Annotated in this window: 15 protein-coding genes and 1 pseudogene; 9 read left to right on the forward strand and 7 right to left on the reverse strand. The window is 72.2% G+C overall.

The window, feature by feature from the left end:
• The first annotated feature begins 118 nt into the window (after nt 1-118).
• From rpsB to KPF47_RS27575, 5 genes are all read left to right on the forward strand, one after another.
• Nucleotides 119-982 carry a 30S ribosomal protein S2 gene (rpsB, locus tag KPF47_RS27555; RefSeq protein WP_161152314.1) on the forward strand — a complete coding sequence of 288 codons (864 nt, stop codon included), beginning with the start codon at nt 119-121 and terminating at the stop codon, nt 980-982.
• 94 nt (nt 983-1076) lie between these two features.
• On the forward strand, nt 1077-1892 hold the full coding sequence (gene tsf, locus KPF47_RS27560) for a translation elongation factor Ts (RefSeq protein ID WP_073578170.1): 816 nt from the start codon (nt 1077-1079) through the stop codon (nt 1890-1892).
• A 99-nt stretch (nt 1893-1991) separates the two neighbouring features.
• Nucleotides 1992-2549, forward strand: coding sequence for a ribosome recycling factor (gene frr, locus KPF47_RS27565; RefSeq protein ID WP_224391734.1), 558 nt, complete (start codon nt 1992-1994; stop codon nt 2547-2549).
• A gap of 5 nt (nt 2550-2554) precedes the next feature.
• A complete protein-coding gene (locus KPF47_RS27570) occupies nt 2555-3496 on the forward strand; it encodes a phosphatidate cytidylyltransferase (protein ID WP_374108901.1) in 942 nt (313 codons plus the stop codon).
• Complete coding sequence (locus KPF47_RS27575) at nt 3493-4245, forward strand: class I SAM-dependent methyltransferase (protein ID WP_224391735.1); 753 nt, start codon at nt 3493-3495, stop codon at nt 4243-4245. The genes KPF47_RS27570 and KPF47_RS27575 overlap by 4 nt, the downstream gene beginning before the upstream one ends.
• Before the next feature lie 21 nt (nt 4246-4266).
• Here the strand turns inward: KPF47_RS27575 and KPF47_RS27580 are convergent, their stop codons facing one another.
• Complete coding sequence (locus tag KPF47_RS27580) at nt 4267-4743, reverse strand: Rieske (2Fe-2S) protein (RefSeq protein WP_224391736.1); 477 nt, start codon at nt 4741-4743, stop codon at nt 4267-4269.
• Between the two features lie 171 nt (nt 4744-4914).
• Here KPF47_RS27580 and KPF47_RS27585 point away from each other — a divergent pair, with 171 nt between their 5' ends.
• Entirely contained in the window at nt 4915-5493 is a 579-nt protein-coding gene (locus tag KPF47_RS27585; RefSeq protein ID WP_224391737.1) for a hypothetical protein, read from the forward strand.
• A gap of 31 nt (nt 5494-5524) precedes the next feature.
• Nucleotides 5525-6634, forward strand: coding sequence for a 23S rRNA (adenine(2503)-C(2))-methyltransferase RlmN (gene rlmN / locus KPF47_RS27590; RefSeq protein WP_224391738.1), 1110 nt, complete (start codon nt 5525-5527; stop codon nt 6632-6634).
• Between the two features lie 38 nt (nt 6635-6672).
• Here the strand turns inward: rlmN and KPF47_RS27595 are convergent, their stop codons facing one another.
• The 4 genes from KPF47_RS27595 to KPF47_RS27610 are packed head-to-tail and all read right to left on the reverse strand — an operon-like array spanning nt 6673 to nt 11029.
• On the reverse strand, nt 6673-7797 hold the full coding sequence (locus tag KPF47_RS27595; RefSeq protein ID WP_224391739.1) for an ABC transporter ATP-binding protein: 1125 nt from the start codon (nt 7795-7797) through the stop codon (nt 6673-6675).
• A gap of 30 nt (nt 7798-7827) precedes the next feature.
• Nucleotides 7828-8691: a carbohydrate ABC transporter permease gene (locus KPF47_RS27600; RefSeq protein WP_224391740.1), complete on the reverse strand. Its 864-nt coding sequence runs from the start codon at nt 8689-8691 to the stop codon at nt 7828-7830.
• Nucleotides 8691-9629 (reverse strand): carbohydrate ABC transporter permease, encoded by a 939-nt coding sequence (locus tag KPF47_RS27605; protein ID WP_374108902.1) that lies wholly within the window; start codon nt 9627-9629, stop codon nt 8691-8693. The genes KPF47_RS27600 and KPF47_RS27605 overlap by 1 nt, the downstream gene beginning before the upstream one ends.
• Nucleotides 9626-11029, reverse strand: a complete 1404-nt coding sequence (locus KPF47_RS27610) for a sugar ABC transporter substrate-binding protein (protein ID WP_374108903.1) — start codon at nt 11027-11029, stop codon at nt 9626-9628. The genes KPF47_RS27605 and KPF47_RS27610 overlap by 4 nt, the downstream gene beginning before the upstream one ends.
• Before the next feature lie 165 nt (nt 11030-11194).
• Between KPF47_RS27610 and KPF47_RS27615 the strand changes: the two genes are divergently transcribed.
• Nucleotides 11195-12175: a LacI family DNA-binding transcriptional regulator gene (locus tag KPF47_RS27615; RefSeq protein WP_224391742.1), complete on the forward strand. Its 981-nt coding sequence runs from the start codon at nt 11195-11197 to the stop codon at nt 12173-12175.
• Nucleotides 12176-12588: 413 nt separating this feature from the next.
• Here KPF47_RS27615 and KPF47_RS27620 read toward each other — a convergent pair whose 3' ends face one another.
• Complete coding sequence (locus KPF47_RS27620) at nt 12589-13653, reverse strand: ATP-dependent DNA ligase (protein ID WP_224391743.1); 1065 nt, start codon at nt 13651-13653, stop codon at nt 12589-12591.
• Nucleotides 13654-13776: 123 nt separating this feature from the next.
• Here KPF47_RS27620 and mug point away from each other — a divergent pair, with 123 nt between their 5' ends.
• Nucleotides 13777-14358 carry a G/U mismatch-specific DNA glycosylase gene (mug, locus tag KPF47_RS27625; RefSeq protein ID WP_255660516.1) on the forward strand — a complete coding sequence of 194 codons (582 nt, stop codon included), beginning with the start codon at nt 13777-13779 and terminating at the stop codon, nt 14356-14358.
• A gap of 44 nt (nt 14359-14402) precedes the next feature.
• Here mug and KPF47_RS27630 read toward each other — a convergent pair.
• Nucleotides 14403-15300 (reverse strand): annotated as a pseudogene (locus KPF47_RS27630) (IS5 family transposase).
• Nucleotides 15301-15312: the final 12 nt, after the last annotated feature.

A 15312-nucleotide genomic window follows, 5' to 3' on the forward strand; every position in this document is an offset into this window, starting at 1 on the left:
TGCGACCCGGGGAGCGGGTCCGGCTCCGCCGCGGGCGCCAGGGTGGTCCGCCGACCGGTGGGCCCACGAACCGCCTGCGCGGCATCCGCCGCGCCCGACCGAGAGGTGAACGCAGGCCATGGCCGTCGTCACCATGAAGCAGCTGCTCGACAGCGGCGTGCACTTCGGGCACCAGACCCGTCGCTGGAACCCGAAGATGAAGCGCTACATCCTCACCGAGCGCAACGGCATCTACATCATCGACCTGCAGCAGACGCTGTCGTACATCGACCGCGCCTACGAGTTCGTGCGCGAGACCGTCGCGCACGGTGGGACGATCATGTTCGTCGGCACCAAGAAGCAGGCCCAGGAGGCCATCGCCGAAGAGGCGGCCCGGGTCAACATGCCGTACGTGAACCAGCGCTGGCTGGGTGGCATGCTCACCAACTTCCAGACCGTCCACCGTCGCCTGCAGCGCCTCAAGGAGCTCGAGGCGATGGAGCAGAACGGTGGCTTCGAGGGCCGCTCCAAGCGCGAGATCCTCACGCTGACCCGCGAGAAGGACAAGCTCGAGAAGACCCTCGGCGGTATTCGCGACATGTCCAAGGTCCCGTCCGCCGTCTGGATCGTGGACACCAAGAAGGAGCACATCGCCGTCGGCGAGGCCCGGAAGCTCAAGATCCCGGTCGTCTCCATCCTGGACACCAACTGCGACCCGGACGAGGTCGACTTCCCGATCCCGGGCAACGACGACGCGATCCGCTCGGCCGCGCTGCTGACCAAGGTCATCGCCAAGGCCGCCGCCGACGGACTGGTCTCCCGTGGCCAGCGCCGGGGCGAGGGTGGCGAGGCCGCCACCGAGCAGCCGCTCCCGGAGTGGGAGCAGGACGTCCTGGCGGGCAACGAGGTCGGCTCCGACGGTGCCAGCCTCTCCGCCGCCGGCGGCGACGGTGCGGCGGTCGCGACCGCCCCCGCGTCCACCAGCAACGGCACCCAGAACTGAGTGCGCGCACCCGGCGGGCCCGCACACCGCGGGCCCGCCGGGTGCGACCCGGTGACCCCCTTCCCGTCACGACCCAGAGGACGAGAGACACCCGATGGCGAACTACACCGCCGCCGACGTCAAGCGGCTCCGTGAGCTCACCGGCTCCGGGATGATGGACTGCAAGAAGGCGCTCGAGGAGTCCGACGGCGACTTCGACAAGGCCGTCGAGCTGCTCCGCATCAAGGGCGCGAAGGACGTCGGCAAGCGCGCCGAGCGCGCCACCGCCAACGGCCTGGTCGTCGCCGACGGCGGCACCCTGGTCGAGCTGGACTGCGAGACCGACTTCGTCGCCAAGTCCGACGACTTCATCGCGCTGGCCGAGAAGATCCTGGCCGCCGCGGTCGCCGAGAAGCCGGCCGACCTCGACGCGCTGCGCGAGACCAAGCTCGAGGACGGCACCGTGGGCGAGGCCGTGCAGGCCCTGTCCGCCCGCATCGGCGAGAAGTTCGAGCTGAAGCGCTACGCCCGGGTCGACGGCCAGGCCGCCGTCTACCTGCACAAGCGCGCCACCGACCTGCCCCCGCAGATCGGCGTCCTGCTGGCCTACGAGGGCGGCGACGCTGAGGCCGCCCGCGGTCTCGCGATGCAGGTCGCGGCGGCCCGGCCGGAGTACCTGACCCGCGAGCAGGTCCCCGCCGAGATCGTCGAGAACGAGAAGAAGATCGCGGAGGCGACCGCCCGCGAGGAGGGCAAGCCCGAGCAGGTCCTGCCCCGCATCGTCGAGGGCCGGGTCAACGGCTACTACAAGGACGTCGTGCTCCTCGAGCAGGCCTCCGTCGTGGACCCGAAGAAGTCGGTCAAGGCCGTCGCCGACGAGGCCGGTCTGACCATCAACGACTTCGTCCGTTTCGAGGTCGGCCAGAACTGATCCTCCCGCCGTCGCCCGGGTGGTGCTCCGCGCACCGCCCGGGCGGCGGGTGAGAGGATCGTGACAGCCAGCGAGAACGACCAGGCGGGGGATGCAACCGTGATCGAGGAAACCCTCTTCGACGTCGAGGAGAAGATGGAGAAGGCTGTCACGGTCGCCCGTGACGATCTGGCGTCGGTGCGGACCGGCCGGGCCACTCCGAACATGTTCTCCCGCATCGTCGTGGACTACTACGGCGCGTGGACCCCGCTGAACCAGCTCGCCTCGGTGTCGATCCCCGAGGCGCGGATGGCGGTCATCAAGCCCTACGACGCCAGCCAGCTCAAGCAGCTCGAGAAGGCGATCGCCGACTCGGACCTGGGCGTCAACCCGTCCAACGACGGGCAGATCATCCGCGTGATCATCCCGCAGCTCTCCGAGGAGCGGCGCCGCGACATGGTCAAGGTCGCCCGGGGCAAGGGTGAGGACGCGCGGGTCGTGCTCCGCGGCCTGCGCCGCAAGGCGATGGACGAGCTGCACCGCATCCAGCGGGACGGCGAGGCGGGCGAGGACGAGGTCGCCCGCGCGGAGAAGGAGCTGCAGGGCGTCACGGACCGCTACGTCGGGCAGATCGACGAGCTGGTCAAGAACAAGGAATCCGAGCTCCTCGAGGTCTGAGCCCGGTGCCCTCCTCCTCCTCCTCCGACGCCGTCGTCCCCGTGACCTCCGACCTGCCCGGTGACGGGCCGGCCGGTGTGTCACCGACCCCCGACGTGCCGAAACCCGTCCGGGGGCAGAAGGGCTACAAGCGCTCCCGGCTGGGGCGCAACCTCGTCGCGGCGATCGCCGTCGGCGTCGGGCTCGGCGTCGTCATCCTGCTGAGCCTGCTGATCCAGCGCCAGGGCTTCGTCCTGGTGCTCGCCTGCGTCACCGCGATCGGCACCTGGGAGCTCGCGGGAGCGCTGCGCCGCGGCGCCGACATCCGGGTCTCGACGCCGGTGCTCCTGGTGGGCGGCCAGGCCGTCGTGTGGCTGTCCTGGCCGTTCGGCCTGCACGGGGCCGCGATCGCGCTCGCCGCGACGGTGCTGGGCTGCCTGCTGTGGCGGATGCGGACCGGTGCGGCGCACTTCGTCCGCGACATCAGCGCGTCGCTGTTCGTCGCGGTCTACGTCCCGCTGCTGGTGGCCTTCGCCGTACAGCTGACCGTCGCACCGGACGGCGTGGGCCGGGTCCTGACCTTCCTGCTCTGTGTGGTGGCCTCCGACGTCGGCGGGTACGCGGCCGGCGTCGTCGCGGGCCGGCATCCGATGGCCCCCACGATCAGCCCCAAGAAGTCCTGGGAGGGCTTCGGGGGGTCGCTCGTCGCCGGTATGGTCGCCGGCGCGCTCTGCCTCGGGCTGCTGCTCGACGCGCCCTGGTACTGGGGCCTGCTGGTCGGGCTGCTGCTCGTCGCGACGGCGACGCTGGGCGACCTGGTCGAGTCCCTGGTCAAGCGGGACATCGGCGTCAAGGACATGGGGAACCTGCTGCCCGGGCACGGCGGTCTGATGGACCGCCTGGACTCGCTCCTGCCGACCGCCTTCGTCGCCTGGGCGATCCTCGGGATCGTCGTCCCGCTCGCGTGAGACGCGGCTACGCCGGGTTCGGCGGGCAGCCGAAGCCCGGCCCGGCGATCCCCAGCCCCAACATCTGGAACTGGCCGGAGGTCTACGAGACCGAGAACCGCGCCCAGGACGCCGACGGCGAGCTGTGGGACGCGCTCCGGGCGGAGACGGGGGGCTGGGAGGGCGCCGACGTCCTCGACGTCGGCTGCGGTGACGGCTTCCACCTGCCGCGCTTCGCCGAACGGGCGGCGACCGTCACCGGCGTCGAGCCGCACCCACCGCTGGTCGAGCGGGCGCGGCGGCGGGTGGCGGACGACGACCGCATCGTCGTGCACACCGCCGGTGCCGAACGGCTCCCGCTGCCCGACGCCTGCATGGACCTGGTCCACGCGCGCACCGCGTACTTCTTCGGGCCCGGCTGCGAGCCGGGGATCGCCGAGGCGATGCGGGTGCTGCGCCCGGGTGGGGTGCTCGCCGTCGTCGACCTGGACTTCACGGTGCGGCCGTACGGGACGTGGCTGCGCGCCGACCTGCCGCGCTACGACCCGCCCGCGGTCGACCGGTTCTTCGCCGCGCACGGCTTCGCGCTCCGCCGGGTGCTGTCGACCTGGCGGTTCGAGCGCCGCGCGGACCTCGAGGAGGTCCTGCGCATCGAGTTCTCCGCCCGCACCGCACGCCGGGCGATCGACGACGTCGCCGACCGGACCGTGCGCGTGGGCTACCGGCTGCACACCCGGCGCCGCGTCGACGGGCTCGTGCTGCCGTCCTGAGCCGCGGCGCCGGGTGCGGTCTCAGGCCAGGGTGATCGAGCCGTCCGCGACGGTGACCTGCCGCGGGTCGAGCGGCCGCTGGGCCGGCCCGTCGACGACGGCGCCGTCGAGGGAGAACCGGCTGTTGTGGCACGGGCAGACGATCTGCCCGTCGGTGATCTGGCTGACGGCGCAGCCCTGGTGGGGGCAGATCGCGGACAGGCCGGTGAACGTGCCCTGCTGCGGCTGGGTGACGACGACCTGCGCGTCGGCGAAGATGGCGCCGCCACCGACCGGCACCTCCGAGGTCGGGCCGAGGACGGTGCCCGGGGAGCCCTGCGGGGCGTCCCCGGTCTGGGCCTGGCCGCCGTTGTCGGTGGTGGTCGAGCCGCCGCCACCGCAGGCGGCGACGGCGCCGATCGCGGCGACACCCGCGCCGGCGATCATGGTGCGGCGGCCGAGGGTGGGCCCGCCGGAGCGCGGGGCGGGCTCGGCGGAGGACGTGGTGGGGAGGGTCATGGCTCTCCTCGGGGAAGCCGGGCGAGGACCCGGCGGTGTGGTGGTGGCGGCCCGGGATCGGGGACCCGGGCACGTGACGAGCTTCCCATGATGTCCGGTTCGGGGTATGGCGGGTGTGTCGTCGCGGCACACCCGGGACGCCTCCCGGGCGGCCCTCGCTACCGTGGGCGCATGCCGTACACGATGCGCCAGCCCTCGCTGGGCGTTCCCGTGCCGAGTCTGGAGATCGTCCTGGGCCTGCTGGCCTGGGTGGTCGGCGCGGGCGGTCTGGGGAACGGGTTCGCCACCGTCCTCGTCGCGCTCGGCATCTTCCTGACCGCGTACCTGTGGATCGTGCGCCGGCGCAACGCCGCGATGGCGGTGACCCTGCACCCCGAGCGCAAGCGGCGGATGCAGCGGCTGGTCCTGATCGGGGTCGCCGGCGTCGTGCTGCTGCCGTCGCTGTCGTCGCTGGTCGGCTACGGCGGGCTGGCCACCGCGCTGTCGGCCGCCCTGGTCGGTGTGCTGCTGATCCAGGCGTCCACCGTGCTGGAGGAGCGCAGCCTCGTCGCGACCGGCGGGCTGGTGCTGCTGATCGCCGCGTTCGGTGCGTTCCTGGCCCTGACCCACCAGGGGCAGGGGACCGGGTCGGCGGTGCCGGTGACCGGGCTCTGCGCGGGGATCGTGCTGTGGGTGGCGGCGGCGCGCCGGCTCGGGATCCTGGAGGACCTGTCCCGGCGCTTCAACGTGCGCATCCCCGGGATCCGCTGACCCGCAGCCGGGCTGGCACACTGGTGGTGCCATGTCCAGTCTCCCGCTCGTCTTCGACGCACCCCGCCGCGGTACTCCGCCCCGCCATCTCGCCGACCTCGACCCGGCCGACCGCGCCGCCGTCGCGACGGAGCTCGGCGTGCCGCGCTTCCGGCTCGACCAGCTGGCCCGCCACTGGTTCGGTCGTCTCACCGACGACCTCGACTCCATGAGCGACCTCGGCGGCGACGTGCGGGAGAAGCTGCGCCCGCTGCTCCCGCCGCTGGTCACCCCGTTGACGGAGAAGGCGTGCGACGGCGGCGCGACCCGCAAGACGCTGTGGCGCGGCCACGACGGCGTGCTCGCCGAGAGCGTCCTGATGCGCTACCCGGACCGGGCGACGGTCTGCATCTCCAGCCAGGCGGGCTGCGGTATGGCGTGCCCGTTCTGCGCCACCGGTCAGGGCGGTCTGCAGCGCAACCTGTCGACCGCCGAGATCGTCGACCAGGTCCGTCGCGCCGCCGCCCAGGCACGGGACGGTGTGCTGGACGAGCCGACCCGGCTGTCGAACGTCGTGTTCATGGGGATGGGCGAGCCGCTCGCGAACTACAAGCGGGTCGTCGCCGCCGTCCGCCGGATCACCGAGCCGGCGCCGGACGGGCTGGGCATCTCCGCGCGCGGGGTCACCGTGTCCACCGTGGGACTGGTCCCGGCGATCGACCGGCTCCGCGAGGAGGGCATCCCGGTCACCCTGGCGATCTCGCTGCACTGCCCGGACGACGAGCTGCGCGACACCCTCGTCCCGGTCAACAACCGGTGGAAGGTGTCCGAGGTCCTCGACGCCGGCCGCCGCTACGCCACCACGACCGGCCGCCGCGTCTCCATCGAGTACGCGTTGATCCGCGACGTGAACGACCAGCCGTGGCGCGCCGACATGCTGGCGAAGGTGTTGCGGCAGCACATCGGGACCTCCCGGGTGCACGTCAACCTCATCCCGCTGAACCCGACGCCGGGCAGCGAGTGGGACGCCTCGCCGAAGCCCGTCGAGGAGGAGTTCGTCCGCCGGGTCCGCGCGGCCGGGGTGGCCTGCACCGTCCGCGACACCCGCGGTCAGGAGATCGACGCGGCCTGCGGCCAGCTCGCCGCCTCGCACCCGGGCTGACCCGCCCGGCGACGCCCCGCGCCGCCGGGCGGACCCGCTCAGAGCCGGTCGCCGGTCTCCGGGTGGAACAGGTGCAGCCCCTCGGTGGACGGGGTCAGCGCCACCCGGTCGCCCCGTCGTGCCCCGGTGCGCCCCGCGGTGCGCACGACGACGGCGTCGTCGCGCGGTCCGGTCAGCGACGCCGTCGCCGACAGGTCACCGGAGGACTCGGCCAGGGTGCCGTAGAGGTAGGCGTCGGACCCGAGCTCCTCGACGACGTCGACCCGGGCCGGGATGCCCTCGCCGCCGTCGGCGGAGACCGTCCACTGCTCGGGGCGGATGCCGAGGGTCACCTCGGTGAGCTGGTGCGCCCCGATGGTCGACCGGACGTCCTGGGGGAGGGCGACCTCCCGCCCGGCGAGCGTCACCCCGCGCTCGGTCACCCGTGCGGTGAACAGGTTCATCGCGGGGGAGCCGATGAACCCGGCGACGAACGCGTTCTGCGGCCGGTCGTAGAGGTCGGCGGGGGTGGCGAACTGCTGCAGCTTCCCGTCGGCGAGCAGCGCGACCCGGTCGCCCATCGTCATGGCCTCGACCTGGTCGTGGGTGACGTAGACGGTGGTCACGCCGAGGCGCCGCTGCAGCGCGGCGATCTCGGTGCGGGTCTGCACCCGCATCTTCGCGTCGAGGTTCGACAGCGGCTCGTCCATCAGGAAGACCCGCGGCTCGCGCACGATCGCCCGGCCCATCGCGACGCGCTGGCGCTGACCGCCGGACAGGGCGCGCGGCTTGCGGTCGAGGTAGTCGGTCAGGCCGAGGATCTCCGCGGCCTCCTTGACCTTGACCGCACGCTCGGCCTTCTCGATCCCGGCCATCTTCAGGGGGAACGCCATGTTCTCCCCGACGGTCTTGTTCGGGTAGAGGGCGTAGTTCTGGAACACCATGGCGATGTCGCGGTCCCGGGAGGCGACGCCGACCATGTTCTCGCCGTCGATCCGGATCGAACCGCCGTCGATCTCCTCGAGACCCGCGAGCATCCGCAGCGCCGTCGACTTGCCCGACCCGGACGGCCCGACGAGCACGACGAACTCGCCGTCCTCGATCGTCAGGTCGAGCCGGTCGACCGCCGGCTTGGCTCCGGGGGTGTAGATCCGAGATGCCTGGTCGAACACCACGTCAGCCACGGCGGGCTCCCATCCTGGTCACGAACACGATCACTTGACGGCCCCGAACGACAGGCCCTGGACCAGCTTGTTCTGGGCGATCCACCCGGCGATGACGACGGGCAGCGCGGCCACGGTGGCCGCGGCGCAGAGGCTGGCGAAGTACAGGCCCTCCGAGGTGATGAACCCGACGAGGTAGACGGGGACGGTCGCGGCCCGCGAGGCGGTCAGGTTCACCGCGAAGAAGAACTCGTTCCAGGCGAAGATCATGCAGATCAGCGCCGTCGCGGCCATGCCGGGCGAGATGATCGGCAGCACGACCTCGCGCAGCGAGCGCCACAGCGACGCCCCGTCCATGCTCGCGGCCTCCAGGAGCTCCTTGGGGACCTCCAGGAAGAACGAGCGCATCATCCACACTGCGATCGGCAGGTTCATCGCGGTGTAGAGGACGACGAGGGTCCAGATGTTGTCCAGCGCCCCCAGGTAGTTGACGACGACGTAGATCGGCACGATCGCCGCGACGACCGGCAGCATCTTGGTGGAGATGAAGAAGAACAGCACGTCCTGGGTCTTCTTCACCGGCCGCAGCGAGAGCGCGAACGCGGCCGGGGTGCCGAGCAGGAGCACCAGGACCGTCGAGGCGACCGTCGCGAACAGCGAGTTGAGCAGGTAGGGCCCGACGCCGCCGCCGAAGACCTCGGCGAAGTTGTCGAACGTGGGGACGAAGAACACCGTCGGCGGGATGGTGACGGCCTGCGCCTCGGTCTTGAAGGCGGTCATCACCATCCACAGCACCGGGAAGAAGAACCCGAGCCCGACGATCCAGGCGAGCACGCTGAGCAGCGGCCCGGCCCCGCGGGAGGCCTTCCGCGGCCTCGTCGCGGGGGTGGAGGTCCGTTCGGCGACTGCGGTCATCACGCCTCCTCGGCGGCGGAGAAGCTGCGGAAGATCAGGCGCAGGGCCAGGGTGGCGACGACGATCGTCGCGACCACGGTGACCACGCCCATCGCGGCGGACTCGCCGATGTCGAAGCCCAGGAAGGCCCGCTGGTAGATGTAGAACGGCAGGTTCGCCGAGGCCGTACCCGGCCCGCCCTGGGTCATCATGTAGATCGTGTCGAAGGTGTTGACCAGGTAGATCGCGCCGAGCACGACCCCCAGCTCGATGAACCGCTGCAGGTGCGGCAGCGTCACCTCCCGGAAGACCGCGAACCCGGTCGCCCCGTCCATCCGGGCGGCCTCGAGGACCTCCGGCGGCTGGGAGCCGAGCCCGGCCAGGATCAGCAGCATCATGAACGGCGTCCACTGCCACACCAGCGCGATGATCACGGCCGCCCGGGGGAAGGTGGACACCCAGTCGGTCTGACCGGCGCCGAACGGGCCGAGGACGAAGTTCACCAGGCCGTAGGTCGGATCGAACAGCACCGCCTTCCACAGCAGCGCGCCCGCCACCGGGGTGATCAGGAACGGCGTGATGATCAGCGTCCGGACCACGCCGCGGCCGACGAACGCGCGGTTGAGCAGCAGCGCGATCAGCAGGCCGAGGACCATCGCGATGGCGACGGCGCCCAGGGTCAGCAGGATCGAGTTGAGCGCGACGCCGCGGAACTGCGAGTCGGTGAAGACCGTCGCGTAGTTCTCCAGCCCGACGAAGCGCTGGCTGCCGGGGCGCACCAGGTTCCAGGACTGCAGCGAGTACCAGATCGTCACCAGGAACGGCAGCTGCGTGACGATGATCGTGAAGATCAGCGCGGGCAGCAGCGGGGTCCGGCGGATCCAGCCGTCCCGCCGCTCGGCGGCGGGCGAGGTCTGCCGCTCCGGTGCCGCCTGTGGTGGTGCCTCCGTCGTCGTCACCGGTCGCCCCCGCTCTGCTGGTAGGACTCGCCGACGGTCTCGGCGTACTGCTGGGCCTGCTCGAGGGCCTCGTCGGCGGTCTGCTGCCCGGCGATGGCCGCGGAGATCTGCTGGCTCACCCGGGTCCCGAGATCCTGGAACTCCGGGATCCCGACGAACTGCAGCCCGGTGTAGGGGACGGGGTCACGGGTCGGCCGGTCCTGGTTGGCGGCGTTGATCGCCGCGATGGTCTGCGGCGCGTAGGCCTGCGAGGCGGCGACGTACTCGGGGATCTCGTAGGTCGACTGGCGGGCGCCGGGCGGGACGGAGGTCCAGCCGAGCTCCTCGCCGACCATCTGCTGGTACGGCTTCGACGTCATCCAGGACAGGAACTTCCAGGTCGCCTCGACCTGCTCGGGTCCCTTGTCCGCCGTGGTGCGGGGGATGGCCAGCGCCCACGAGTACAGCCAGCCCGAGGACAGCCCGTCGACGCCGGTCGGTGCCGGGGCGTAGCCGACCTTCCCGACGACGTTGGACTCGTCCGGGTTCTCCAGCAGGCCGGCGGCGACGGTGGCGTCGAACCACATCGCGGTGTTGCCCTGGCTGAACTGGTTGCCGCACTCGGAGAAGCCGGAGCCCGCGGCGCCGGCCTGGCCGTCGCGGCGGACCAGGTCGACGTAGAAGTTGACGGCCTTGCGCACCTCGGGCGAGGTCAGCTGCGCGTTCCAGTCCTGGTCGAACCACCGGCCGCCATAGGAGTTGATCATCGCGTCGACCGGGGCCATGACCTCGCCCCAGCCGGGCTTGCCGCGCAGGCAGATGCCGCCACGGCCCTGCTCGCGGTCGGTGAGCCGGTCGGCGAACTGGGCCACCTGGTCCCACGTCGGCGTCGCGGGCATGGTCAGCCCGGCCTGCTCGAAGAGGTCCTTGCGGTACATCAGGAACGCCGACTCGCCGTAGAACGGCACCGAGTACATGTGTCCGTCCGGGCCTGAGAGCGCGCCGCGGATGGTCGGGGTGAAGTCGTCCCGGTCGTAGCCGGGGGTGGCGTCCATCAGCGGGTCGAGGTCGACCAGCCAGCCGTTGCGGGCCCACTGCGGGGTCTCGTAGTTGGAGATCATCACCGCGTCGAACTCGTCGCCGCCGGTGGCCACCGACGCGGTGATCTTCGCGCGGGCCTCGTTCTCGGACAGGCTCACGAAGCGCACGGTGATGCCGGGGTTCTCGGCCTCGAACCGTGGGCTCAGCTCGATCGCGTCCTCCATCTGCGGGTTGGACACGATCGCGATCGTCACGATCCGCGTACCCTCCGGCAGACCGAACGTGCCGGCCCCGGCACAGCCGGTGAGGGCGAGTCCGATGACCGCCAGCAGCGCGGTGAGGACGGCGGGACGCGACCTGGTTCTCGGGCGCACGGGCACTCTCCTCGTCGTCGAGGGCTCCGGCGGGTGTACAACGGTGGATCCGGGACACGTCCGTCCGGTATGAACCGGTGCACGGTATGCGTGGAGCAACCGCTTGCGCAACCGGTTGCCTGTAGCCTGTCGCCAACCCGTGACCCGCGTCGGAGGTGTGTGATCGCGACCATGGCCGAGGTCGCCCGGCTTGCCGGGGTGTCCACCGCGACCGTGTCCCACGTCCTCAACGGCACCCGGCCCGTCCGGGACGCCACCCGCGAGCAGGTGCTCGCCGCGATGGCCCAGGTGCACTACACACCCAACGCCGCGGCCCGCTCGCTCGCCACCGCCCGCACCCGCACCCTCGGGCTCGCCCTGTCGGCGATCTCCAACCCGTATCTGGGCGAGCTGCTGTATGCGGTGGAGGACGAGTCCGCGGCGGCCGGGCACACCCTGCTGCTGGCCGACCCGCACGACGACCCGGGCTACGAGGCGACGGCCGTCGCGCAGCTCCGCAGCCGGGTCGACGGCGTGCTGTTCGCCCCCTCGGGCAACTCCACCGCGACCCTGGAGGCACTGGCCGCGCAGGGCGTGCCGACGGTGCTGGTCGACCGGATGCTCGACGGCGAGCTCGACGAGGTCGGCTCGGAGAACGTGGAACCCGCCGCGGGGCTGGTGACCCACCTCGCCGCGGCCGGGCACGACCGGATCGGCTTCGTGCTCGGTCTGCCCGGGCTCTCGACGACCACCGAGCGGCTGGAGGGCTACCGGCTCGGGATGCGCCGGGCCGGGCTCCCGCCCGGGCCGGTGGTGGAGGGTCGTTCGGAGAGCGAGCCCGCCCGCGTCGCGGTGCGGGACCTGCTGGCCTCGTCCGACCGCCCGGCCGCGCTGGTCACGGGTAACAACGCGATGACGATCGGTGCGGTCCAGGCGGCGCACGACCTGGGCCTGAGCATCCCCGGGGACCTGGCGCTGGCCGCGTTCGACGACTTCCCGTGGGCCGACGCCTTCAGCCCGCGCCTGACCGTCGTCGCGCAGCCCTTCGCCGAGATCGGGCGCGAGGCGGTACGGCTGCTGCTGCGCCGCATGGCCGAGCCCGAGGCGGAGCGGCACTCGTTGCGGCTGCCGACGACCTTCGTGCACCGGGAGTCCTGCGGCTGCCGAGCGTGATCCTCCTCCGTGGAGCGTGCGACGCCTCGTGGGGTGCGCCGGGCTCCGCGCCGACGGACCCGGATCCCGTCCGGTGGTGTGCGCCGCGCGTGTGCGGGCACGGTCACCCCCACCACCGGGAACGCGGTGGTGGGCACCGACATCCGGTGCAGGAACGCCGCTGCGGGCCCGTCGAGGACGGCGCCCGGCCCGGCCCACGACGCAGCAGCCACCACCCGTCCCCATGCGGTGGGCCGGTCGGGAGAACCCGCCGTCCTGGCCGCGCAGCACCGTGTCCAGGTCCATGCGGCGCACCCTGGCCGGGGACGCCGCGCGCCACGGGCGAACGCGCGGGAGCCGTTCGCGGTCGTGATCCCTCTCCGTGGAGTCCGGGGTCCCCCCCCGGGGGGCGGTGCCGGTTCCGCGGAGAAGGATCATCCGCGTCCGGCGAGCACCTCGGCGAGATCGAAGTCGACGGGGCGCTCCAGCTGCGCGTAGGTGCAGGAGGTGGGGTCGCGGTCCGGGCGCCACCGCACGAACTGGGTGGTGTGGCGGAACCGTGCGCCCTCCATGTAGTCGTAGTGGACCTCGACCACCCGTTCCGGGCGCAGCGGGACGAAGGACAGGTCCTTGCCCGCGTTCCACCGGCTCGTCTCGGACTTGCGCGGGGTGCGTTCACCCTCCTCCTGCCTGGCCCAGGCCCAGGGGTGGTCGTCGAACCCGGTGACCAGCGGCTGCAGCTCGGTCATGAGCTCGCGGCGTCGCGCCATCGGGAACGCCCCGACGACCCCGACCGACACCAGCACCCCCCGGGTGTCGTACAGCCCCAGCAGCAGCGACCCGACGGCGTCCGGCCCGGACTTGTGCACCCGGTACCCGGCGACGACGCAGTCCGCGGTCCGCTCGTGCTTGACCTTGGTCATGACGCGCTTGTCGGGCTGGTAGGTCCCGGCCGGGTCCTTCGCGATGAGCCCGTCGAGCCCGGCCCCCTCGAACTTCTCGAACCAGCGCCGCGCGGTGTCGGTGTCGCCGGTGATCGGGGTGAGGTGCACCGGCGGGGAGACGCCGGCGAACGCCTCCTCCAGCAGCGCGCGCCGCTCGGCGAACGGGCGCGCGGTGAGGTCGTCGTCGCCGAGGGCGAGCAGGTCGAACGCCACGAACGAGGCCGGGGTCTCGGTCGACAGCAGCGTGACCCGGCTGGCCGCGGGATGGATCCGTTGCTGGAGCGCCTCGAAGTCCAGCGCGTTCCCGGAGGCGACGACGATCTCGCCGTCGACCACGGCCCGGGGCGGGAAGTGCGCCTTCACCGCCGCGACGACCTCGGGGAAGTAGCGGGTCATCGGCTTCTCGTTGCGGGAGCCGATCTCGACCTCGTCGCCGTCGCGGAAGACGATCGAGCGGAAGCCGTCCCACTTGGGCTCATAGAGCCTGCCCTCCGGGACGGACGGGGCGGGTCTGGCCAGCATCGGCTTCACCGGGGGCATCACGGGCAGGTCCACGGCGGGGAGTCTCCTCTCGGGGCGCGGGCGGGGCATCCCGGCTCGCCCGTCCGTGGGCAGACCGGCCCCGCACCCGGAACACATCGGTGTCCTGGCCGCGGGCCCGGCGCCGCTCGTGGTCGGATGACCGGTGTGCCCCGCCTGCCCGACCGTGACGCCCTCGAACGCGCCCGGGACGCCACGATCGACGACGTCCTGCCCGGCCCGGAGGACCCGCCGCTGCGGGTGTTGTTCTGCGGCATCAACCCGGGCCTGGTGTCGGCGGCGACCGGGCACCACTTCGCCCGCCCCGGCAACCGGTTCTGGCCGGTCCTCCACGAGTCCGGGTTCACCCCGCGGCTGCTGAGGCCCGCCGAGCAGGGCGAGCTCGCCCGACTGGGCCTCGGCATCACCAACATGGCCCCCCGGGCCACCGCCCGCGCCGACGAGCTGACCGACGCCGAGCTGGTCGCGGGCGGACAGCGGCTGCGGACCCTGGTCACGGAGCGGGAGCCGCGGTGGCTGGCGGTCGTCGGGATCGGGGCCTACCGGACCGCGTTCGGGCGCCGCGACGCGGCGGTGGGGGAGCAAGAGGAGCGCCTGGGCACGACCGGCGTCTGGGTCCTGCCGAACCCCTCGGGTCTCAACGCACACTGGTCGCGCCCGGCGATGGCGGCCGAGTTCGCGCGGCTGCGGGTCCGTGCCCCCGGGATCCACGGCCGATGAGCCGCCGGCGTCCGTGCGGGGCCCGTCGTCCCCGGGCGTCGAGCCTAGGGCGTGTCTCCTAAAGTGCGCAACCAGGTGACGATGGCCTTCAGTGCAACTCCGCCGCGGTAGGTCAGGGCGAGTTTGTCGTAGCGGGTCGCGAGGCCGCGCCACTGCTTGACCTCGCAGAACCCGCGTTCGACGACGTTGCGGCCGCGGTAGTCGACCCGGTCGAACGCCGGTGGTCGACCGCCGCGTGTGCCGCGTCGTTTCCGGTGTCCCTGCTGGTCAGCCGGCTCCGGGATGACCGCGACGATCCGTCGTCCGCGCAGGTGGGCGCGGATGGCGCGTGAGGAGTAGGCCTTATCTGCGCGGACCCGCTCGGGCCGGGTCCGCGGTCGGCCCGGACCGACCCGTCCGACGCTCAGATGTGACATCAGGTGCGCGAACATCGGGGCGTCACCGGCCTGGCCAGGGCCGACCAGTACGACCAGCGGGCGGCCGTGTCCGTCAACGAGCTGGTGGATCTTCGTGCCGAGCCCTCCGCGGGAGCGGCCCAAGGCGTGATCGGGCGGCTCGATCAGCAGATTCTTGTAGTTCGATCCGGCCCCCTGTGTCCCGCTTCAGGGTCGCGGCGTGTTGGTGAGCGCGGATGATCGTCGAGTCGACCGACACGGCCCAGTCCACGAGACCGGCGGAGTCGGCATCGGCGAGCAGAGCTGCGAGAACCTGGTCCCAGGTGCCGTCACCGCAGTAGCGGCGGTGGCGTTTCCATAGGGTCTGCCACGGCCCGAACTCGACCGGGACATCACGCCAGGCCAGCCCGCAGCGGAACCGGTAGATGATCCCCTCGATCACTCTGCGGTGATCGGCGAACGGGCGCCCTGGCATCCCGTCCGACGAGGGCAGTAACGGCTCGAGTCGGTCCCACTGGGCATCGGTCAGGACGGCACGGCGCGACACCTACTGATCATC

This window comes from Pseudonocardia sp. ICBG1293 (assembly GCF_020131355.1).
GTDB lineage: Bacteria > Actinomycetota > Actinomycetes > Mycobacteriales > Pseudonocardiaceae > Pseudonocardia.

Excerpts from the sequence above, each read along its gene's own strand:
- mug (WP_255660516.1), top strand. The coding sequence starts at position 13,777 with ATGACCGGTGTGCCCCGCCTGCCCGACCGTGACGCCCTCGAACGCGCC.
- KPF47_RS27580 (WP_224391736.1), bottom strand. The coding sequence starts at position 4,743 with ATGACCCTCCCCACCACGTCCTCCGCCGAGCCCGCCCCGCGCTCCGGC.
- rlmN (WP_224391738.1), top strand. The coding sequence starts at position 5,525 with ATGTCCAGTCTCCCGCTCGTCTTCGACGCACCCCGCCGCGGTACTCCG.
- KPF47_RS27600 (WP_224391740.1), bottom strand. The coding sequence starts at position 8,691 with ATGACCGCAGTCGCCGAACGGACCTCCACCCCCGCGACGAGGCCGCGG.
- rpsB (WP_161152314.1), top strand. The coding sequence starts at position 119 with ATGGCCGTCGTCACCATGAAGCAGCTGCTCGACAGCGGCGTGCACTTC.
- tsf (WP_073578170.1), top strand. The coding sequence starts at position 1,077 with ATGGCGAACTACACCGCCGCCGACGTCAAGCGGCTCCGTGAGCTCACC.
- KPF47_RS27585 (WP_224391737.1), top strand. The coding sequence starts at position 4,915 with ATGCCGTACACGATGCGCCAGCCCTCGCTGGGCGTTCCCGTGCCGAGT.
- KPF47_RS27615 (WP_224391742.1), top strand. The coding sequence starts at position 11,195 with ATGGCCGAGGTCGCCCGGCTTGCCGGGGTGTCCACCGCGACCGTGTCC.